A 21,317-nucleotide genomic window follows, 5' to 3' on the forward strand; every position below is an offset into this window, starting at 1 on the left:
CTCATTTGCGAAAACCGATTTCCAATCGGAATGGAGGGAAATAAAGTGTCTGCATTATGGACGATTGTTAACATCGTGATCATGCTTGTCATCATTGCTGGATTGTTCTTTATGCAAAAGAAACACATTTCGTTTTCCAAGCGGGTGTTTGTAGGTTTGGGTGTAGGTATTTTATTTGGACTCATCCTTCAATGGATTTATGGAACAAAATCCGATATCCTAAAAACCACCTTAGACTGGTACAACATCGTCGGAAAAGGATATGTCAAACTGCTGCAAATGATTGTCATGCCTCTGGTTTTTATCTCGATTGTCTCTGCTTTTACCAAAATGAAATTATCCAATAATATCGGGAAAATCAGTAGCCTCATCATTGGTTTGCTGGTGGGGACGACTGCCGTTGCTGCTGCGATCGGAATAGCGTCCACGTTGGCATTTCATCTGGATGGTACCCAGTTCCAGCAAGGCGATGCAGAAACAGCACGAATCGGTCAGGTCGAGCAACGTTTGGGCGAGATCCAGAACATGACGCTGCCGCAAAAGGTACTGGAGCTCTTGCCAGCAAATCCGTTTCTCGATTTAACAGGTGATCGTCCGACTTCTACCATAGCGGTCGTCATCTTTGCAGCCTTTATCGGAATTGCGTATTTGGGAATCAGAAAGAAAAATCCCGAACAAGCCGAACTGTTTTCCAAAATCGTCGAGACCTTCCATACGGTGATCATGCGGGTCGTAACACTGATTTTGCGTCTGACTCCATACGGTGTGCTCGCGATCATGACCAGAGTGGCAGCATCCAGCGATTACAATGCGATCTGGCAGCTGGGGAAATTCGTCGCTGCCTCGTATGTGGCACTAGCTCTCATGTTCATCGTTCATTTGCTGCTGCTGGCTTTCGCTGGTTTAAATCCGATTACGTATATCAAAAAGGCGTTTCCCGTCCTCACCTTCGCATTTACGTCGCGCACGAGCGCTGGAGCTTTGCCGCTGAATGTCAAAACACAGACACAGGATTTAGGAGTTCCTGAGGGGATTGCCAACTTTGCTGGCTCATTTGGTCTTTCCATCGGTCAAAATGGATGCGCGGGGACCTATCCAGCCATGCTCGCCGTGATGGTTGCGCCCCTGGCAGGGATTGATCCGCTGACGCCTTCATTCATTCTCACGTTGATCGCTGTCGTTGCTCTCAGCTCTTTTGGGGTAGCAGGGGTGGGCGGAGGAGCAACCTTTGCAGCGCTGTTGGTATTGTCCACTATGAATTTGCCGGTTGCGATCGTGGGATTGCTGATCTCTGTAGAACCGCTGATTGATATGGGGCGTACCGCGCTTAATGTGAGTGGAAGCATGACGGCTGGCGTGCTGACGAGCAAAGCAACAAAAGAGCTGGATACTCATGTGTACAATGAAACGGGGACACAATCTGTAACCGTATAAAAAGAAGAGGGCTGCACCGCCGATTTCAGGCAGGTGCGGCCCTCATCTATTAAATTCACAAAAGAAGGACGCGAATCCAGGAATACTCCGGGTCCTTTGCGACTCTGGATGCATCCAGGGTATCGCTATTCAATCAAAATGGAAATCCTGTCATTCACACTGACGGCGACACCCGGCTTGATTTGCTGGTCATTCAATCGAATGAGCCCCGCCTTGATGCGTTGGGCGATTTGTGTACGGCTCCAGCCGACAAGCTGTTCGGCAAGCAGCTTATCGATACGGAAGCGACCGTCCGCGTGGTCGATGATGATCTTTACTTCCTTGATTCCGCACGCTAGATAGTCTGAGATGTTGATTTGCTCGGGTGCATCGCCGTCGATGGGAAGCGCCTCTTCAAGAATCTCGGCATGCTCCGAGAACGATTTGTAAATAGCCAGCTTTTTGTTCCATGTATGCCCCTTTTCGCATTTGTAGATGGAGAAACGGTATACGTTTTTTCCGTTGGCGTTGTGACGGCGTATGTTGGTATCGGTAAAGCGGACTGTTTTTCCGCAATTTTTGCAATGGCGTTCGATGCTGCCAGCTGTGTTCGCTGAAGCTTGCAGCGTCCAGAAAAGCTCGATGGTATGCATATCCTTCACCTCACGAGTAGATAAAGGAACGCGATGGCCTATTTGAATGTCTTGTAGGGTGAAGCGTTGGATTGGCTAAAGAGCATTCATCCAATCAAAAAAGGAGATTCACCCAAAGGGCGAATCTCCGTAAGCGTCAACTCTACAGATATCGTCACGTTCCTTTGTAATGGGAAAATGGGCAGACTACCCCCTGGTGAAAAACATGCTGTTTTTCGAGGGTAATGCTATCCAGTTTGTGATCCATTACAAAGTAGTTGTTGGCATACGTGTGACGAGCTCCTTTCCATTCAAACAGATTACAAAAATGATAACAGATCATGGAAAGTTTTCCAAGTGGGAGTTTCAATGAGGCTGGAGGAGGGAGAGGGCAGTTCCCATGTCTGAGCGATTTCAGGAAAGCTGGTTGACTTGTTTTATTGATCATTTTCGCATAAAATGATAATAAATAAATGACCGGATTAACGATGTTGAAGAAGAGCAAGTACGTATCAGATCATGGGGTTCAGAGAGTCGGTGGTTGCTGCGAACCGATCCTCACCTGATGCCGAATGGGCTTCTGAATCGCTCCGCTGAACAATGAGTAGGCGCTGCCGGGATTCTCTCCCCGTTATCAAGAGAGGAGTATCGTAAGGATCTTTTATTTCTTGCCGTACTTTAGAGTGAATCGCTTTGTTGCGGTTAAAAAAGGTGGTACCACGATGACCTCGTCCTTTACTGGGCGGGGTTTTTTTTATTCCTTGAAAGGGGGGATGTCCATGGATGACGGTTGGTGGATCTCAAGTTTACATGACAGAAACCAAATTATGAGGAGGCTCACAAATGAAAGGGCGAATAGTAACAGGAGATCGGATTACGGGAAAACTTCACCTTGGACATTACGTCGGGAGCTTAAAAAATCGAGTGGAGCTGCAGAATCAATATGAAACGTATCTCATATTGGCAGACGTTCAAGCCCTGACTACCCATTTCGAAAATCCGGAGTTGATCAAACAAAACTTGCGTAATGTAGCATTGGATTATTTATCCGCAGGAATTAACCCTGAACAAGCTACTATTTTTATTCAATCTTTGATTCCGGAGATTGCTGAGTTGACGACTTATTTTTCCATGTTCGTGACGGTCAATTCTTTACGCCACAATCCTACGATTAAAGCAGAAGCCAAGGAACGGGGATTTCAAGATATGTATTACGGATTTCTGGGATACCCTGTAAGCCAGACGGCAGATATTGCCTTTTGCAAGGCGACATTAGTTCCTGTAGGAGAGGACCAGCTGCCTCATATTGAACAAAGCAGAAAAATCGTTCGTCGCTTTAACCAGTTGTATAAACCTGTGTTAGTAGAACCAGAACCGCTTATTGGGGAAATTCCAAGACTTGTTGGATTAGACGGGAACCATAAAATGAGTAAAAGTCTTGGAAATGCCATTTATTTGGATTCCTCTGAAGAAGAGGTGAGGGAGAAGATAAAGAAAGCAACAACAGATCCTGCCCGAATCCACAAAACAGATGTCGGCCATCCGGAAATTTGTCCAGTTTATGCGTATCATCGAGCATTTCGCCAAGAGGGCTCCGATGAAATTTTTGAGAGCTGCAAAAAAGGTCAAATCGGTTGTATGGAATGCAAGGGAAAAGTCACGGAAAGGATTAACGATCTGCTGGAACCCATGAGGGAACGAAGAATCGTGTATCAAAATGATCCGAAAAGGGTCGATGAAATTCTGATGTCGGGTACAGAAAAAGCACGCCTTGTAGCAAAAGAAACCATGCGAGAGATTCGTGAAGCCATGAGTATGGACTATTTTTAATGGTTAGCCGATACTTTAGGAAAGGTTTTGGAAAGGAGTCATCACTCATGAATATTACAGTGGATCAAAGGAACGATTCGAAAGTAGCGATCATTTCCGGCGACGGGGTCCTCATCGAAAATGTAAACGATGCATTGGACATTTTGGGAAACGTCGGGTATAACGGTATGGATAAAATGCTTGTGAGAAAAGAGAACATCACGGAGGACTTCTTCGAGCTGAAGACGGGGCTGGCTGGGGAAATCTTGCAGAAATTTACGAACTACCGGATGAAGATTGCCATCGTTGGCGAATTTGGCCACTATAACAGCAAAAGCCTGAATGACTTTATTTACGAAAGCAATAAAGGAAAGATGGTTGCGTTCGTGAGCACGGAGTCCGAAGCCCTGGATAAGCTGCATCAGTTGTAAGCAAACGATTCGAGTCGAGGCAGGTTGTGGGACACTTCAGCGATAATAGGCGTATCCAGATGCGAATCATATTGGTTACACATCTCCCACAACACAAAAAGTCAGCAACAGCCCCAACGAAAAAAAGCGGGGCTGTTTTTTTCTGTTTCCCGAAGGTTGCTCCCGTTATTCGCCTGCGTACATGGGGGGAGCGCTGACACATAACAGTTTGACCGGACTCTTCGAACGGTTGTACCAATTATGGGGCGTGTTCGAATCAATGTGCATACTGTCTCCGGGGAGCAGATCATACTCTTCTTCCTGTAACAGCACAGTGAGGGTCCCCTCCAGCACATAGATAAATTCCTGGCCGATATGTGAGTAGGACGCCACTTTTTTATCTCCGGGCATCAACGTCGCGAGGACCGGCTCAAAAACCGGGTTGGAGAGTTTGCCCGAGAGATTTTGAATAATGAACTGGGAACGGTTGATCTGCACTTCTTTCCCATAACCGCGCCGGATAATGCTTGGCTTGCTGTCTTCCTCACCCTCAGAAAAAAAATAGCTCGGATTGACACCAAGAGCATTGGAGATTTTCTTCAACGAAGTTAACGTTATGGAAGATTGGGAGCGTTCCACCTGAGACAGAAAGCTGATCGACAGATTGGTTTTTTCGGAAATTTGCTTCAACGTCATCTTTTTCTGAAGGCGGAGTGCTTTTATCTGTTTTCCGATGATTCCTTCCATACATACCTCTCAGGTTCATATAAATAGTTTTTAGGAATTATACAATCAGCGGGAGGGAAAGTAAAGGTTAAGAGAAATAAATGATTTTTGTTTAATGAAAAGGTTTACAGTATTCAGAATTCATTCTATAATGAAAATCAAATCAATGAGCCTCTTTTTTTTTACAATTGTATTACAGTACCACTTCAATTTGATTGAAGTAATATTTCAATTCCGAATCTCATTTCTCGTTCCGTTGTTATCCAGAAGAGGGGGAATCGTATGGCTTTTGTAAAATGGGTGGACAAACTGGGCAGGGTGTTAGAGATCGTTGTGGGTTTGATCCTCGCTCTGATGACGATTGTTGTTTTTTATCAGGTATTGGTTCGCTTCGTGATCTCTTCACTCGGCAGTCAATTCTCCGCTCCCTGGACGGAAGAGCTGGCCCGCTACCTAATGATTTGGCTTACGTTTATCGGCAGCGCCATCGCCGCCCGCAGAGCCAAGCTGATTGCCGTAGAAGCACTGGTCTTCTTATTGCCGGCCATGGCGGGAAAAACGATAAAGGTCCTTTCGTATCTCGCTTCCATTGCTTTTTACCTGATCATGGCGTTCATTGGCTGGGAGTGGACGATGTTCGGGTTGAGTGAAACGGCTCCCGTGATGAGAATACCCATGTCATTTGTGTATTCGTCCATGCTGGTGGGGGCCGTTCTGCTGACGATCAACACGGTCGCTTTTCTCATCGAAACATTTGCCACGGGCAAAGACATTCGCGAGTCGGGCAATGACGAACAGGAAGAGGCTGACTTGGTTGCGGGTCAACAACTAGAGAGGGGGTAACACCGTGATATCCACACTATTTATCTGCCTGGCTGTTCTCTTCGTCATCAGTGTTCCGATCGCCGTATCGCTGGGATTTTCATCGGTAATCGCCTTGCAAACCCATGACATTCCGTTGGTTACGCTGGCCCAAAGCGTGTATGAAAGCCTCGATTCCTTTTCGCTCATGGCGATCCCGTTTTTTATCCTGGCGGGCAACCTGATGCAGACGGGGGGCATCTCCAAACGGCTGATCGCGCTTGCCAATGTGCTGGTTGGCTGGTTCCGGGGCGGACTGGGCTCGGTTGCCGTCGTGACGTCCATGTTCTTCGCCACCATTTCCGGGTCTTCGGCGGCGACGACAGCAGCAATTGGCTCCACTCTGATTCCCGAGATGGAGAAAAAGAAATATCCCAAGCCTTTTGCCACGTCTCTATGTGCCGCATCCGGCGAGCTGGGCTCGATTATTCCGCCGTCCATCCCGATGGTCGTCTACGGGCTTGTGGCAAACGTATCGGTTGGCAGTCTGTTTCTCGCCGGTTTTATCCCGGGCCTTCTGATTGGTCTTTCTCTGATCTTAACGGTGATAGTTACGGCTCGCATCAAAGGCTTTGACTTGGTAGAAAGGCGAAACCTGGGCGACTGGTTCAAAGAGCTGGTCCGCGTGTTCGCCGACTCGTTTCTCGCACTGCTAATGCCGGTCATTATTCTGGGCGGGATCTACAAAGGGATCTTTACTCCAACAGAAGCATCTGTAGTGGCAGTCATCTACGGTTTTATTGTCGGGAAATTTATCTACCGGGAAATCAAATGGTCCAATCTGCTGGCCATCTTGTCTCGCTCCGCCGTTTCCACGGCGATTATCATGGTCATTGTCGCGTTTGCCTCTATCTTTGCCTACATATTGACCATGCAGCAAGTCCCGCACGAAGTCGGCAAAGCGATTACGCAAATCTCGGACAGCCCGATTCTCTTTCTGATCCTGGTCAACATCTTCTTGTTTATCACCGGAATGTTTATGGAAACGTTGGCTTCGATCATCATCATCGCTCCGATCTTCGCACCGGTGGCGATCCAGTACGGCATTGATCCCGTTCATTTTGGAATGATCATGATTGTCAATCTGGCAATCGGCATGGTGACTCCGCCAGTCGGCGTAAACCTGTTCGTAGCCTGCCAGATTGCCAACCTGCGGATCGACCAACTGATTCGGCCGCTCCTGTTGTTCCTGACCGTGCTGGTTTTCGATGTCCTGCTGATCAGCTACGTGCCGGCACTGTCCACCTGGCTGCCGTCTTTCTTGAAATAGGCAATTCGTAAACTTTTTCTATAGAACAAAGGGGGAGATGTAAGTATGAAGAAACAATTGCTGATCGCAATGATTTCTGGTGTTTTTGCTCTATCGACCGTGTTGGCCGGCTGTTCCGGCGGCTCCGGCGGCACCGAGTCCAGTTCCAAAGGTTCCGCCAGCGCTGCTGAAAGCGACAAAGTGGTGAAGCTGAATCTGGGCCACATCCTGACACCGGAAAGCCACTACCAGGTCATGGTCAACAAGCTGGTGGAGCTTGCCGACCAGAAGTCAAACGGAACGATTAAAATCACGGCATTCCCGCAATCGCAATTGGGCGGAGAGGTCAAAATGATTCAATCCGCTCGCTCCGGAACCCTGGGCATGTTTATCACAGGTCAAGCGGCGCTGGAGAATACCGTAAAGGAATATGCGATTCTTGACCTTCCTTACCTGTTCGACGATATCGATCAAGCCAACAAGGTACTGAAGGGAGATGTCGGCAAAAAGTATCTGGAAATGCTCAAGCAGCATGATCTGGTTGGTCTGGGATGGCTGTCTGCCATGGAACGCAACATCTTCTCCACCAAACCAGTTAGAACAGTGGAGGATATGAAGGCACTCAAAATTCGTGTAATGCAAGCTCCCGGCTATGTCAAAACCTTTGAGCAGCTCGGGGCGCAGCCAACTCCCATGTCTTATGCCGAAGTGTATCTGTCGTTGCAGCAAGGGGTAATCGATGGCGGTGACATCTCCCCGGACCAGTTTATGATGGACAAGTTTGTGGAAGTGGCGAAATACTACAACCTGACGAAAACGCATTATCTGCCTGCTCTGTTGGTCATGTCCAAAAAGAACTGGGATGAGATGTCGCCGAATCAGCAGAAAGCGTTGCAGGAAGCAGCCGATGAAGCCCTTCAGGTAGGGATTGATTTCTACAAGCAGTCTTATGCGGAATCTCTGGAAAAAGCCAAACAGCAGGGTGTGCAAATCATCGAAACAGATCTGAGCGGGTTCAAGCAGCAGGCGGAAAAAACGCACGAGAGCTTGCTGCAGGACATTCCGAATGGAAAAGAACTGTATGAAGAAATCCAAAAAGCAAAAAAACAGTGACAGTAGCAGCAACCAAAATTTCCATATAGAAAAAACAGCGAGGAGCAGATAAACATGGCAACCATTCAAGGAGCTTATCCCGTACTCATTACACCGATGACCGAGGCACAGGAGATCGATTGGGGCGGCGTCAAAAACAACGTCAACTACTTCGTGGAGCAAGGAGTTGCGGGGATTGTCATCAACGGAAGCACCGGGGAATTTGTAAGCCTGTCAAAAGAAGAGAAATTTCAAATGGTAGAAACGGTCATGAAAGAAGTAAAGGGCCGCATTCCGGTGATCGTGGGAACGGCTGCGGAAACGACGAAGGAAGTGATCGAAAATACAAAGCAGGCTGAAGCATACGGGGCGGATTGCGCGCTGATCATCAACTCTTATTACTGCAAACCGAAAGAAGAAGAGATTTTCTTTCACTTTAAACAGGTCTCCGATGCGGTAAATATCCCGATCATGCTGTACAACAATCCGTTTACCTCGGGTGTTGACATGAGCACAGAGCTGATGCTGCGGATCGGGAAAGAGTGTGAAAAAGTCACCCATATCAAGGAGTCGAGCGGCGATATCCGCAAGGCAAGAGATCTGGTGAGACAAGGAAATGTTCAGGTTTTCTGCGGTTCGGAGGATTTGGTCATGGAGTCGTATTTGGTGGGGGCGACCGGCTGGATTTCCGTCGCCGGGAACGTCGTGCCCAAGCTGGTTACCGACATGTTCAATCATTTCCGAAAAGGCGAGCTGGAACAAGCCTGGGCGATCAATGACAGTATTTTGCCGCTTTGCACGTTCCTTGAAGGCTCCGGAAAATATGTGCAGATCGTCAAACGTGCAATGGAACTGAACGGTCAGGCAGGCGGCCCGTCCCGCTATCCGCGTCTGGGATTGACTGCAGAGGAAGATCAAAAGCTGAAGGATATTTTGGCAAGCCTGACTGCTGGGGCGCGGGCATAAATAGAGAAGACAGAAACAGATAGGGAGCGGGAGAGAAATCGTTAGGAGGCACGAGCATGCTAACAGAACAAATTGCATTAAAGCCAAAAGTGAAAGCGTTTCTGGAAGGGAAGATCGAGCTTTTCATCGACGGACAATTTGTGCCGGCCATCAGCGCAAAGACATTTGAAACGTATAATCCGGCGACAGAAGAAGTGCTTGCTTCCGTCAGCGAAGCGCAGGAAGAAGATGTAGAGATCGCGGTGCAAGCTGCGCGGCGGGCATTTGAAAAAGGGCCATGGCCCGAACTGAGTGCGGCAGAAAGAGCGCGCTTGATCTACAAGCTGGCTGATCTGATTGAAGAGCATGGAGAAGAACTGGCCCAATTGGAAGCGCTGGACAATGGGAAACCATATCACGTCGCCTTGCAAGACGATATCCCGGCAACCGTCGAACATTACCGCTATTACGCCGGTTGGGCTACGAAAATCCTGGGCCAAACAACACCGATTTCTCCGAACTATTTCAACTATACCCGTCATGAACCGATTGGAGTTGTCGGTCAGATTATTCCCTGGAACTATCCGTTGGTCATGGCCGCGTGGAAAATGGGTGCCGCTCTTGCGACAGGTTGTACGATTGTCTTGAAGCCTGCCGAGCAAACGCCGTTATCCCTGCTGTATACGGCACAGCTTTTTAAAGAAGCCGGTTTCCCGGACGGTGTCGTGAATTTCGTACCTGGATTTGGTCAAACAGCAGGGGCAGCGATTGTCAATCATCCCGACGTCGACAAAGTGGCATTTACCGGTTCCACAGACACGGGGAAATACATCATGCGCCAGGCAGCGGAAACAATCAAGCATGTGACGTTGGAGCTTGGCGGAAAATCGCCCAATATCATTTTAGAAGATGCCGATGTGTCAGCGGCGATCACAGGTGCTTTCAACGGGATCATGTACAACCATGGGCAAAACTGCAGCGCAGGCTCCCGCGTGTTTGTCCATCGAAAGCATTACGATACCGTAGTGGAAGAACTGGCGAGACTGGCCAACCTTGTAAAGCTGGGGCCGGGCATGGAAACGGGCACGGAAATGGGGCCGCTTGTTTCCAAAAAGCAGCAAGAGCGTGTACTCGGTTATATCGAAAAGGGAAAAGCCGAAGGGGCCAGACTGGTAGCCGGCGGAGGGAAAGCGTTTGAAACAGGCTACTTTGTCCAACCGACCGTATTTGCTGACGTCACCGATGAGATGGTCATCGCAAAAGAAGAAATATTTGGCCCTGTAGTTGTCGTGCTGTCGTTCGACACGGTGGAAGAAGTGATCGAACGGGCAAATAACACGCCATATGGACTTGCCGCTGGTGTATGGACAGAGAACATTAAAACCGCGTATCAAGTAGCGAACCGCCTGAAAGCAGGCACCGTCTGGATTAATGATTACAACCTGGAAGACGCGGCAGCTCCGTTCGGCGGCTATAAACAGTCAGGGATCGGACGTGAAATGGGCTCCTATGCACTCGACAACTACACCGAAGTGAAAAGCGTTTGGGTCAACTTGAAATAACCACAGGCAAACCACAGGCATGTCGTCGATGCTGAACCCAGACGGTATGCCGGAGGGGCAACCTCCAGAAAAATCGACTATATAATGAAGAAACAGGACAGCTCCAATCCATTATGGGAGTTGTCCCTTTTGCATTTTTTAGGAAAATGAGATTCAGCTATCCCAAAATCGTATGGCCGATATATAATTTTGGTACTCATATCAGGAGATGGGATTGGGGCGTTCGGCGGAATGAATGCGGACTATCAAGAAAGAATCGAAAAAGTGATCACCTATATAAAGGAAAACAGTGAGCAAAAACTTACGCTGGATCAATTGGCAGCCGTTTCGAACTTTTCGAAGTACCATTTTGCCAGAATCTTTACAGCGATTGTCGGTGTGACACCCGTAGCCTTTGTCAATCGAGTGCGGGTGCAAAAGGCGGCTTCTCAGTTGGTGGAGACCGACCAGGCCATTTTGGCGATTGCCAATCAATGCGGTTTCGAATCCCTGTCCACCTTCCATGCTCTTTTTAAGAAGTACTATGCCAAGACTCCCAGCGAGGTGAGGAAAAACGCCAGGAAAAATAGCAATTTTTCGTCATTTCTCAGCAATCAGCAGGAAGAGTTAGCCCCTCTCGCTGATTACAATAGAAAGAGGAAAAATCCTCTTTTGGAAAGGGCTTGGCAGAATATGATCACAATCAAGGAGCTTCCTGAACATGAAGTGGCATATGTCCGGCATGTTGGCAGTTATCTGGATACGCATGTTGCCTGGGACAAGCTGGGACGTTGGGCAAGCAGGCAGGAGTTAACTCCGCGCAATCAACAGTTTATCGGCATCTCCCTGGATGACGGAAACCTGGTCGAGGAATATGCTTGTCGTTATGATGCTTGCGTCACATTGCCACAGGGATTCGAGAAACGCGGTCATCAAAAGGATGTAGCATTTCAAACGCTAGCGGGCGGTTTGTACGCCCGGTATCCTTATTACGACACCGTGGAGAAATTTGTCCTGGCCTATCAAAGCGTATTTCGCCTATGGCTGCCAAATAGTGAGTATGATGCCGACGATCGGCCCTGCCTTGAATTTTGCATGAATGATCCTGCCAGGGACCCGGAAGGAAAATGTAAAGTCGATTTGTACATACCAATCAAAAAGAAATGATCAGAACAGTATGGAAGGAAGATGAGAATTGGGCATTTTCATAGATCGGGTAGAGTGGGTAGACAAAAGTGATAAGCTGGATGATTTGTTGCGCAAAGCGGCTCTCGTAACCACAGAGCCGATGGAACAAGGCTTTGAAGCAGAAGTCATCAAGATCAATATAGAGAAAGAAAGCTATGTGTGGAAAGTATGGAATAAGCGTTCCAAGCCGGATATTCGGTTTCAATTTCACTTGTTGAATGCCCTTTATCAGCAAGGTGTATCTGTCTCAAAGCCCGTGGGGTGGGGAATTGATGCAAACGCGGATCATGTGCTGCTCACGACCTTTGACGGCATCCCTGTTCATAAGCTGTCAGATCAGAAAATGACCGAAATGGCAAAACTCCTGGCCCATATCCACCGCATCCGCGTGGAAGAGCTGGGAAATCTCCGTCTGCCGCAGCACGATTTTATCGACTATTTTTATCCGGGAGTGAAAGAACACGCTGACATCTATCAGGCGGTAACCTCTCTGGTTCCCCTCATACCGATCAAGCAGGATTGTATCATTCACGGCGATTTCCACTTGAAAAACATCTTGGAGGAGCAGGACAGGATCACCGTAATCGACTGGACGAATGCACAGATAGGGGATGCGCGATATGATTTCGTCTGGTCACTGATCCTGATGAAGCTGTATATCCCGGAGCGGTATGCCGCCGTGTTTCGGTCTGCCTATCTGCTGGAGCATCCGATCCAGGAGAAAGAACTTGCCGTTTTTGAAGCGCTGGCTTGCCTCAGATGGACGCTGCTGAACAGATACGGCGGCACACCAAGTGGGCCAGACACCATTGAGCGGCTTAAGAGTTTGGTTACTCACAATCCGTTTTTGCAAGAGTGCGGGTTCACAGACATTCCGATCAAAAATAGAGAGTGAGTGGGGAAGGAATGAATATCGAAGCAGTCTTTGGGGAGTTTCCGATCCTAAAATCCGATCGTTTCGTTTTGAAGAAGATTGAAGATCACCATCTGGACGACGTTTTTGACATTTACAGCAACGACAAGGTATTTGCGTACTGCGGCATCATCCCGAAACACAAAAAAGAGACGGTAAAAAACATGATCGGGCATTTTGAGAGAGACTATCAGAAAAAGGCAAGGATCAAGTGGGGGATATTCGCCAACGATCAGCCCGACCGCTTGCTTGGAATCATCGAAGCTTTTGATTTTCAGCAAAAGGTAAGCATGGTGACGGTTGGCTACTTTTTGGCAGAAGCGCACTGGGGAAAAGGGATTGCGACGGAAGCGGTAAAGATCTTGCTCCATTTTTTGTTTACGGAGGTCAACGTCAACAGAGTTCAGGCCGAAGTGATGCCTCCCAACGAGCCTTCCAAGAGGGTGTTGTTAAAAAACGGCTTCGTGAAAGAAGGAACCCTGCGACAAGCAGCACTGTGGTCGGGTAAAGGTATCGTCGATTTGGAGATTTTCGGCATGTTAAAAGAAGAGTATGGAAGATGATGAAGAGCTTGATCAGGAATAGCATGAAAGAATCAGATCAGGCTGCGAAAAAATGAAAGGAAGGGCGCCGAGCTTTGGCCCCTTCCTTTTGTTTGATGATACATGTGGTAATTTTCTAAACGTGCGACTCTTTCCTTCGCACGAAGTGGAGCATCACGACGGTGGTCGAACCAAGTCACATAGAAACTTATCGTCCGCAGTGATCCCGCGTGTGTAGCCCCCGTCTTTATTGAGCAGTATATCCTTCTCGCAGCAACACACGCGGTGAAAATGGCATACAGGTCATAGTGGTACACGCCATGGAACAAATGCCAGATCGCAAAAACAAGCGTCAAGGCAAAGACAAAAAAACAAAAATCCCCACCGATGAGTGGGGAGTATGGAGGAGGGGATGGGACGGGGAAAGCTCGGAATCTCTTTCTCTATTTTAAAATTTCAACGATCTCCCGGAAGACGGTAATCTCTTCGCCCAGGTCCTCATCCGTGGAGTTTACGCTCGTTTTGACGATAATCACATTTTCATCCTGGTTTACGTAGATCGACTGTCCATAAATGCCGCTGGCGAGAATTTCTTTGCTGTTGGGGTTATTGCTAGGTGGAATCCACCACTGGTATTTGTAAAACGGAAAGCCTTCACTGCCAATGTACGTTTCTTTCACCCAATCTTCGGAAATGATCTGCTTTCCGTTCCAATTGCCGTTATTCAGGTAGAGACGGCCGATTTTCGCGTAATCCCGCAGGGTTGCATTCAGGTAAGCAAAGGTCATGTCATCACCGTGCAGGTCGGTGTTCCAGTTCGCGGGGCTTTCCATGCCGAGCGGCTTCCAGATTTTTTCCTCCAGATACTTGGAAGGTTGTTTGCCTGTCGTTTTCTTCAGGAGCATGCCGAGAACCTGTGTATCCGACCCTTTATAGGTAAAGGTGCCTGGCGGTGCAGCGGTGGTCAGCGTGGTCATCATTTCATTGAAGGATTTCTTCTTTACAAATAACGTCTGGTACCATTCGGTGAGAAAAGGCTCTTCATAGACCGGATATTTGACGCCGGAAGCCATGTTCAGGATATCCTTGATCGATACGCCGTCATAGCCGGAATCCTTCAGCTCGGGAAGATAATCGGTGATCGGATCGTCGACGCTTTCGATATACCCTTCATCGATAGCGATGCCGACCAGAGCAGAGGTGATCGACTTTGACATGGACCATGACGTATTTAGCGCTTTTGCATCATTTCCATGGTAATAGCGTTCTGTCACCATTTTATCGTCTTTGATGACGAGCAGCCCTGTCGTTCCCGTTCGTTTCAACAGATCTTCAAATCTATGTGTCTGCTTGTTGTATTGGTAGGTGAAGTTAGGCAGTCTGCGGGGTTTTTGATCGAACCGAAAGACATTTCGTTTATCATTGAGGATCTTGTAGCTGGGGAAAATTTTATCCATGGAGCGAAAGTTCTTGATGATTTTCTTTTTATCAAACAGGGTGAGAAATTTGGTGTGATCATACTTGGCGGATAACGCTCTTGCGGAATTCTCTTCGTAAAGACTGTCATTCTCAGGGGCAGGGTCCAGCTCAGATGGGGGAGCGTCTTCTTCAGAATCGCGGTTTTCACCAGTATCGGTATCTTCACCGGTACCGATATCCTCGCCAGTATCCTTTTCCTCATCATAAGCGGCATCCCCGCCACCGCGATCAACATCGGGCTTAACCGCTTCACTCGTCTGACTGTCTTCTGCTTGCTCCAGGGCTTGTACGATTTGGGGGTCTGGATGAAGGCCTTCTGCGAAGGAAGGGGAGGGGAACACCAAGGTGTGGGTGCTGAGCACTCCTGCCAGCAAGGCACTTACCGTTAACGGAAACAGCTTCACTTTCTTGGGCATGAATCAAGTACACTCCTTTGCAAATTTATAATTATAGGTAAATTTGTATATATATTACATTTAGAAACAGATAAAAACAACCATTAATTTAAAAAATGGTAATTTTCATGAGAAAACTTGGCTTCGCCAAGCTTTAGGAGAAGCCTTAGTTGCACTTATGCAGACAAGATTTTTATAAATTCAAATCAGTAGAAAAATAGCCACCACGAAAAGGAGAGTGTTTTCATGGTGGCTGTATGTCTAGGCACTCGAAGAGGAGCTCCCGCCTTTCGGAAATACCGTATACGAAAGAGAAATGACGGTGTCAATCCCGAGGATCAAGGTCCAGACGCGGCTGAGGTTATTCAATGTCTCATTCTGAAAGGGCAGCAGGGCTTCCTGAGCGGAGAAAAACTCGGTGAAAAACTGACTCCAGGTTGCCATTTCATAGACGCGTGGGGATAACCCAACCAGAAAAAAGAAGACCAGGTGAGCGGCGACATAGACGGAGAGATGGACATAGAGATTACTCCGTTCCCGTTTAGCATGTTCTCTTCCTACCAGTTTTTTGGGCGCTTCTATATCTGGGGCAGGCAGTCCTTTCCACTTTGCCACTTTGATTTGGACATAGTAATCCAGCTTTTTAAAGTCACTTTTTCCGTACGTGATGGCGTAGAGGAAGAGCACAACAACAATGATTTGATAACTGGAAAATTGCCCCGTTTGCAAATAGTCAAAAAATCCCAAAGTGGCAATCCACAGATCATTCAGGATAAAAAGCAGCAAAAATACGGCACTGAGCGCTTTTTTGCCAAACCAGTAGCGGGCGATCAAGAAGGTGATGACGGAGACCCAAAAGATGACCTCCGCGGCAATCAGGAACGCCCATTTATGCGTGAGTATAAAATCCATACGTCTGTCTCCTTTTTTACGTAGTGTGTGGGAACATGGAAAGCCACTTCATATCGGCTTCCAGGTGCAAGATTTTTCCTTCAATCAGGTACAGGATACCTTCATTTTCACGGGTCGGGTCGATGCTTCTCCGCAGCTTTTGCAATTGAAAGATGGTTTGGATGATGTGCTCCTGCTGACTTTTGATCATGTGTTGCAGGGAGGCGTGGCTGATCTTTTTGGCACAGAGCAGCTTGAAGTAAAACTCGTCTTTCAGCAGTGTTTTCTCCACAGGCTGAAGAAGCCAGGCAAACAATTCTTCGTTTCCTTTTTCCGATATCCGATAGATTTTGAGCTCAGAGGAGTCACCCATCGTTTCTTCGACAAGCCCGTCACGTACAAGCCGGTCAATCGTTGTGTAAATTTGACCGGCATTCAGCTCCCATTGATGGTATACCATACTTTCAAAGGAAACCTTGAGATCGTAGCGGTGGCGGGGAGATTCCGACAGTAACGTGAGTATCGCATGCTTCACAGACATAAAAATCCATTCCTTCTAGTTTAATCTTGTTTTAGCGCTTGGTCCAGTCTGTATCTCACGGCTTTTTGAGCAGGAATGACGGCGGCCAGCAGACTGATCAGAATGCCGCAGATGGCAGACAGGATCAGCGTATCGATGGGAATGACGAAGCTGGCGGCCGTCTCCATGGTTAAGGTATTTACATAGGTCATCAGGATTCCCGTGATGATCCCCATCAGGGTTCCGCAAATCCCCATCATGACCGACTCGCCCACGATAGATTTGGTGACCTGTCCAGCCGTAAACGCGACTGCTCTCATCACACCGATCTCTCGCACGCGATCCATGACATTCATCACCAATGTATTCAGAATACCGATTCCGGCCACGATGATCGAGATCAGCAGCAAGCCGTTAAAAAGTGCTTGTATGCCGGGAAGCGCACGTTTTTGCTTATCCAGCTCCTCCTGCGAAGTCTGCACGCGCTCCAAGTCAAAGGGAAAGGTTTGGAGCAAAGAGTCTTTTACCCGCTTCTCTACTGAGAGCTCTCCCACCGTAATCAAGCCCCGGTAAGGCTCGGAATCAGGAAACAGCTTGTCAAAATGGTTTGCCTCCATAAAAGCGGTATACCCGCCGTATTGAGAGGTGCCGACCTTGCCCAGCACCGTCAGAACTTTTTCTTGATCATTTTGGATAATCGTGATCGGGTCACCGACTTTTCCGCCCCATTCCCGAAAAGCATAGTCACCCAGCAACACGCCATCCGATTGCTCTTTCAGAAGCCGGAGCAGGTCGATATGGTTCTTCTGGGTATCGTAAAACAGTGGATGGCTCTGGTACCAATCCGCATCCGTGCCGATGATGGTGAAGCGGTTCGTTTTCTTATCGGAACTCCACAGCACCTCTTTTTCTTTGTAAGCCATCACCCCTTGAACTCCGTCAAACTGCTTAATCACCCCCAGCTTTTCCGAGGTGAGCGGGGTTTCCGTGGAAAACTGCAGGTTTCCTCCAAAGGATCGATTCACCTCTGATTCGATATTGGCTTCAACAGAGGTGAATATCGAAGAGACGAACAGACCCAAACAAATGGCAAATGCCAAAATTACCGACATATTGGCAGAGCGGCTGATGGTGCGCAGGATATTGTTGCTGGCCACCTTCCCCTCGTAGCCAAGAAAGCCCGCTGCTTTCAAAAGACGGATGAGCTGCCCCATGAGAAACGGGAACAACAGCGTGATGCCTGCGAGTAAAAACAGAAGCGAGACAATACTGTTCACGAACATCCCCAGCAGCAGCACCAGACCAACGATCACACGAGTTTTGGTGTGGGCCTTCTTTTGGGTGGGGACTTGCTTTAGTGTCGCAATCACGTCCACCTTGCTGGCATACGAAACCGGCAGAAGTGAGGCGACAAGCGGGATGCACAGGCCCAGGAGAATCGTGATGGGCAGCGTAAGCACATATGATGGTGAATAGCTGATGTTGGTCTGGAAGGAATTAAATAATCCCTCCTGCATGACAGTGGCAAGCCCGAACCCGAGCGGAATGCCGAAAAGCAGCCCAAACAAGGACAGAATCAGAACCTCACAGAGAAACAGCTTTTTAATTTGGGCCGGGATAAACCCAACGGTTTTCATCACGGCAATCTCATTTTTTCGTTCCACAACACTGACATACAGGGTGTTGTACAAAATAAAGGCGCTGATGATCATGGCCAAACCGCCGATGGCATACAGCATGAGATACAACTCTTCCAATTGATTGGTTTGTTTTTCATCCAGAACAATTTTTTCGAGGTAGACCGGGTAGCCCGCTGTTGTATTTCGGAGCGAGGCCACGGAGGCCTGCTCGTCAGCCTGCTCGCGGAATTGGAGCCGAATCTCCTGGACCTGGCCCTCCAGACCATACCAATGCTGGACGGCCTGCAGAGAAGAGAGCGCCCGCCAGCTTTTGCTGCTGGCTTCCTCCCAGTTGACCGGTCCCTCCAGAAGCGGGGTATCTTTCACGATTGCTGCAATCGGGACTTGCCGATCACCAGTAGGAAGCTGCAAATGAATCAGATCTCCGGCCGACTTGCCCCATAATTGGGCGGTGCTACGCGGGATCACTATCCCGTCGTTGGTTGGCTTGCCGGAGATGACCTCCAGTGTAAGCAGTTCGTTTTGGATGGAGGACAGACCCGTGATGCGAAGGCTTGTTTGGGAGGGATTTTGCGAGCCGCCCAAATCAAATTTCGCCTGTTTATGCATTACCCCGATGGCTGCTTGTACGTGGCCGTCTTGCTGGATGTCAGCCAGTAGGCGATCCGGGAACGTATAGCTGTTTGCCAGAATGGAGTAATCTGCGTTGCCTGTATACAGCTCCAAGCGCTTCGTTGTGACGTCTTTGGCGGTCTCCACCGTACTGACCACGGCAAAAATGCTGGAGACGCCGATGAGGATGGAGAGGATGGTAAAGAACGATCGCAATTTTTTACGCGTTAAGTTGCGCCAGGATACTCGCCAAAACATCATGATGATCTCCTTCCTTTTGCTTGATATCCGTCTCGATCACGCCATCCTTCAGAAGAATAATCCGATCGGCATAGCTGGCGGAGAAGACATCGTGCGTGACCATAATGATGGTTAACTGCTCGTTTTTCTGCAAGGAGAGGAGCAAATCCAAGATCTCTGTTCCCGTTCGCCGATCGAGGTTGCCAGTAGGCTCATCGGCCAGGATTAAGCGCGGTTTCATGGAAAGCGCTCTGGCGATCGAAACCCGCTGCTGCTGTCCGCCGCTTAACTGCGAAGGAAAATTGCCTTCCTTTCCTTGAAGATGGACCGCTTTCACCAGCGACGCCACCGTTTCGGCGATGACGGCTTTGGGCAAGCCTTCCGCTTCCATGGGAAAGGCGATGTTTTCTTCGACAGTCATGGTGGGCAGCAATTGATAATTTTGAAAGACGAAGCCGACATGTTTCCGGCGAAATAACGTGCGCTGCCTCTCCTGCAGATCATGAATAGGATTTCCCTCAATCAAAACCTCTCCGGAATCCGGGGTATCCAGGCCGCCCAACAGATTTAAAAAGGTGCTCTTCCCTGAACCCGAGGGTCCCATGACAGCCACGAATTCTCCCTGAGCTATTTCCAGGTCAATGCCCTTTAAAACCTGAAAGGATGTATCTCCGACCGGATAGCATTTCGTTAGGTTTTTTACGGTGATCATTGGTTACCTCCCGCGAATTATATACTGAGTATATAACAACTATATACTCAGTATACACAACAAAAGGTTCCCATAAAGATAAAAATCCAAAAATAGGTAAAAAGACACTTCCCATTTTTTTCTGTGTGGAGGCTATTTTTCTTGAATGCACGGGTTCGAGCGTCATTTGCCAAAATGAAATGTTGCGGGAATTACGGATGTAGGAGAAAAACTCCCTTTTGTATGATGGTTGTAAATTGTTGGATAAAGGGGACTCATCATGAAAAAACGTGTAGTCGTTACAGGGATGGGTGTCGTTACGCCAATTGGGGTAAGTATCGAAACGTTCTGGGAGAATGTAGTTCGCGGTGTGAGCGGAGTGGATTACATCCGTGCTTTTGATGCGGATGGGTTTTCAACCATGATTGGCGCAGAGGTAAAAGGCCTTGATCTCGATGAGTGGTTTACTGTCAAAGAGAAAAGCCGAATGGAAACCTTTACGCAGTACGCCGTTGTCGCTGCCAGACAAGCCATCTCACAAGCGAAGCTGGATATGGGCAAGCTGGACCCTTATCGCGTGGGAGTGATCGTGGGCACAGGCATGGGCGGAACCAGACTGATCCTGGAAAATCATCAACAGTTGCGGCTACACGGGTATCGGAAGGTGAGTTCGTATTTGGCATTTGCCTCGCTTGTCGATGCCCCCACCAGTGAAATCTCCATCCTGGTTGGGGCAAAAGGAAAGAGCGGTACCTGGTCTACGGCTTGTGCAACCGGAAATAATTGCATAGGCGAAGGCTGCAGAGCTATTCAATACGGAGAAGCAGATATCATGATTGTCGGCGGCACAGAAGGGCAGTTCACGCCTATTGATCTGGCCTCCTTTTGCAAAATCAAAGCATTATCCACACGCAATGAAAGCCCGCAGGAGGCGAGCCGACCGTTTGATAAGGATCGCGATGGCTTTGTCGTCGGGGCCGGATCGGGCATTCTTGTGCTGGAATCCGAGGAATCAGCGAAGGAGAGAGGGGCCACTATTCTTGCAGAAGTTGCGGGATACGGTTCCACTACAGATGCGTATCATGTCACAGCACCGGACCCGGAAGCAAAAGGTGCCATTATGGCCATGAAAAAGGCGATTCTGGACGCGGAGCTTACACCGGCTGATATCGATTATATCAATGCACACGGTTCAAGCACGCGTTTGAATGATCAGATTGAAACGCTTGCGATCAAAAGCCTGTTTGGCCAGGATGCCAAATCGATTCCGGTTAGTTCCATCAAATCCATGACCGGCCATCTGCTTGCCGGGTCCGGTTCCGTTGAATTGATTGCTTGCATCCTGGCTCTTCAGCATCAGATCGTGCCGCCCACGATCAATCACCATCAACCTGATGACGGATTTGATCTCAACTATGTGCCAAATGAAGCACAGACGCATACCCTGCGGGCCGTCTTGAATAATTCGTTTGGCTTCGGCGGATACAATGCCTGTATCGTCGTAAAAGAATGGCAAGGATGAATGTGG

General features: G+C 48.4%; 19 protein-coding genes and 1 other annotated feature. Of the genes, 12 read left to right on the forward strand and 7 right to left on the reverse strand.

The annotated features are described in order from the left end of the window. The first annotated feature begins 45 nt into the window (after positions 1 to 45). A complete protein-coding gene (locus NDK47_RS04485) occupies positions 46 to 1,434 on the forward strand; it encodes an L-cystine transporter (protein WP_305883370.1) in 1,389 nt (462 codons plus the stop codon). 125 nt (positions 1,435 to 1,559) lie between these two features. On the opposite strand, the gene NDK47_RS04490 is transcribed toward NDK47_RS04485, so the two are convergent. Then, positions 1,560 to 2,066 (reverse strand): S4 domain-containing protein, encoded by a 507-nt coding sequence (locus NDK47_RS04490; protein WP_251873671.1) that lies wholly within the window; start codon positions 2,064 to 2,066, stop codon positions 1,560 to 1,562. A 461-nt stretch (positions 2,067 to 2,527) separates the two neighbouring features. Beyond that, positions 2,528 to 2,784, forward strand: a binding site (T-box leader). 104 nt (positions 2,785 to 2,888) lie between these two features. Here NDK47_RS04490 and trpS point away from each other — a divergent pair. Beyond that, positions 2,889 to 3,875: a tryptophan--tRNA ligase gene (gene trpS / locus NDK47_RS04495; protein ID WP_251873672.1), complete on the forward strand. Its 987-nt coding sequence runs from the start codon at positions 2,889 to 2,891 to the stop codon at positions 3,873 to 3,875. A 47-nt stretch (positions 3,876 to 3,922) separates the two neighbouring features. Then, entirely contained in the window at positions 3,923 to 4,285 is a 363-nt protein-coding gene (locus tag NDK47_RS04500; RefSeq protein WP_251873673.1) for a DUF4180 domain-containing protein, read from the forward strand. Positions 4,286 to 4,450: 165 nt separating this feature from the next. On the opposite strand, the gene NDK47_RS04505 is transcribed toward NDK47_RS04500, so the two are convergent. Then, positions 4,451 to 5,011, reverse strand: coding sequence for a helix-turn-helix domain-containing protein (locus NDK47_RS04505; RefSeq protein WP_251873674.1), 561 nt, complete (start codon positions 5,009 to 5,011; stop codon positions 4,451 to 4,453). Between the two features lie 261 nt (positions 5,012 to 5,272). Here NDK47_RS04505 and NDK47_RS04510 point away from each other — a divergent pair, with 261 nt between their 5' ends. The 8 genes from NDK47_RS04510 (at position 5,273) to NDK47_RS04545 (ending at position 13,342) form a co-directional block, all read left to right on the forward strand. Then, complete coding sequence (locus tag NDK47_RS04510; protein ID WP_251873675.1) at positions 5,273 to 5,833, forward strand: TRAP transporter small permease; 561 nt, start codon at positions 5,273 to 5,275, stop codon at positions 5,831 to 5,833. Between the two features lie 4 nt (positions 5,834 to 5,837). Beyond that, positions 5,838 to 7,121, forward strand: a complete 1,284-nt coding sequence (locus NDK47_RS04515; RefSeq protein WP_251873676.1) for a TRAP transporter large permease — start codon at positions 5,838 to 5,840, stop codon at positions 7,119 to 7,121. Positions 7,122 to 7,166: 45 nt separating this feature from the next. Beyond that, a complete protein-coding gene (locus NDK47_RS04520) occupies positions 7,167 to 8,213 on the forward strand; it encodes a TRAP transporter substrate-binding protein (protein ID WP_251873677.1) in 1,047 nt (348 codons plus the stop codon). 54 nt (positions 8,214 to 8,267) lie between these two features. Further along, positions 8,268 to 9,158 (forward strand): 4-hydroxy-tetrahydrodipicolinate synthase, encoded by an 891-nt coding sequence (dapA, locus tag NDK47_RS04525; RefSeq protein ID WP_251873678.1) that lies wholly within the window; start codon positions 8,268 to 8,270, stop codon positions 9,156 to 9,158. 56 nt (positions 9,159 to 9,214) lie between these two features. After that, positions 9,215 to 10,699 (forward strand): aldehyde dehydrogenase family protein, encoded by a 1,485-nt coding sequence (locus NDK47_RS04530; protein WP_251873679.1) that lies wholly within the window; start codon positions 9,215 to 9,217, stop codon positions 10,697 to 10,699. Between the two features lie 231 nt (positions 10,700 to 10,930). Further along, positions 10,931 to 11,845, forward strand: a complete 915-nt coding sequence (locus tag NDK47_RS04535; protein WP_251873680.1) for an AraC family transcriptional regulator — start codon at positions 10,931 to 10,933, stop codon at positions 11,843 to 11,845. A gap of 28 nt (positions 11,846 to 11,873) precedes the next feature. Further along, on the forward strand, positions 11,874 to 12,761 hold the full coding sequence (locus NDK47_RS04540) for an aminoglycoside phosphotransferase family protein (protein ID WP_251873681.1): 888 nt from the start codon (positions 11,874 to 11,876) through the stop codon (positions 12,759 to 12,761). A gap of 11 nt (positions 12,762 to 12,772) precedes the next feature. Further along, positions 12,773 to 13,342, forward strand: coding sequence for a GNAT family N-acetyltransferase (locus NDK47_RS04545; RefSeq protein ID WP_251873682.1), 570 nt, complete (start codon positions 12,773 to 12,775; stop codon positions 13,340 to 13,342). Positions 13,343 to 13,764: 422 nt separating this feature from the next. Here NDK47_RS04545 and NDK47_RS04550 read toward each other — a convergent pair whose 3' ends face one another. From NDK47_RS04550 to NDK47_RS04570, 5 genes are all read right to left on the reverse strand, one after another. Beyond that, complete coding sequence (locus NDK47_RS04550; RefSeq protein WP_251873683.1) at positions 13,765 to 15,216, reverse strand: serine hydrolase domain-containing protein; 1,452 nt, start codon at positions 15,214 to 15,216, stop codon at positions 13,765 to 13,767. A 240-nt stretch (positions 15,217 to 15,456) separates the two neighbouring features. Continuing rightward, on the reverse strand, positions 15,457 to 16,107 hold the full coding sequence (locus tag NDK47_RS04555) for a hypothetical protein (RefSeq protein ID WP_251873684.1): 651 nt from the start codon (positions 16,105 to 16,107) through the stop codon (positions 15,457 to 15,459). 16 nt (positions 16,108 to 16,123) lie between these two features. Beyond that, positions 16,124 to 16,627 carry a PadR family transcriptional regulator gene (locus tag NDK47_RS04560; protein WP_251873685.1) on the reverse strand — a complete coding sequence of 168 codons (504 nt, stop codon included), beginning with the start codon at positions 16,625 to 16,627 and terminating at the stop codon, positions 16,124 to 16,126. A 20-nt stretch (positions 16,628 to 16,647) separates the two neighbouring features. Continuing rightward, entirely contained in the window at positions 16,648 to 19,119 is a 2,472-nt protein-coding gene (locus NDK47_RS04565) for an FtsX-like permease family protein (protein WP_251873686.1), read from the reverse strand. Then, the gene (locus tag NDK47_RS04570) at positions 19,079 to 19,810 is read right to left on the reverse strand and encodes an ABC transporter ATP-binding protein (protein ID WP_251873687.1); all 732 of its coding nucleotides are present in this window, start codon (positions 19,808 to 19,810) and stop codon (positions 19,079 to 19,081) included. The genes NDK47_RS04565 and NDK47_RS04570 overlap by 41 nt, the downstream gene beginning before the upstream one ends. Positions 19,811 to 20,069: 259 nt before the next feature. Here NDK47_RS04570 and fabF point away from each other — a divergent pair, with 259 nt between their 5' ends. Further along, positions 20,070 to 21,311 (forward strand): beta-ketoacyl-ACP synthase II, encoded by a 1,242-nt coding sequence (fabF, locus tag NDK47_RS04575; RefSeq protein ID WP_251873688.1) that lies wholly within the window; start codon positions 20,070 to 20,072, stop codon positions 21,309 to 21,311. Positions 21,312 to 21,317 lie beyond the last annotated feature (6 nt).

This window comes from Brevibacillus ruminantium, assembly GCF_023746555.1.
In the GTDB taxonomy this organism is placed as follows: domain Bacteria; phylum Bacillota; class Bacilli; order Brevibacillales; family Brevibacillaceae; genus Brevibacillus; species Brevibacillus ruminantium.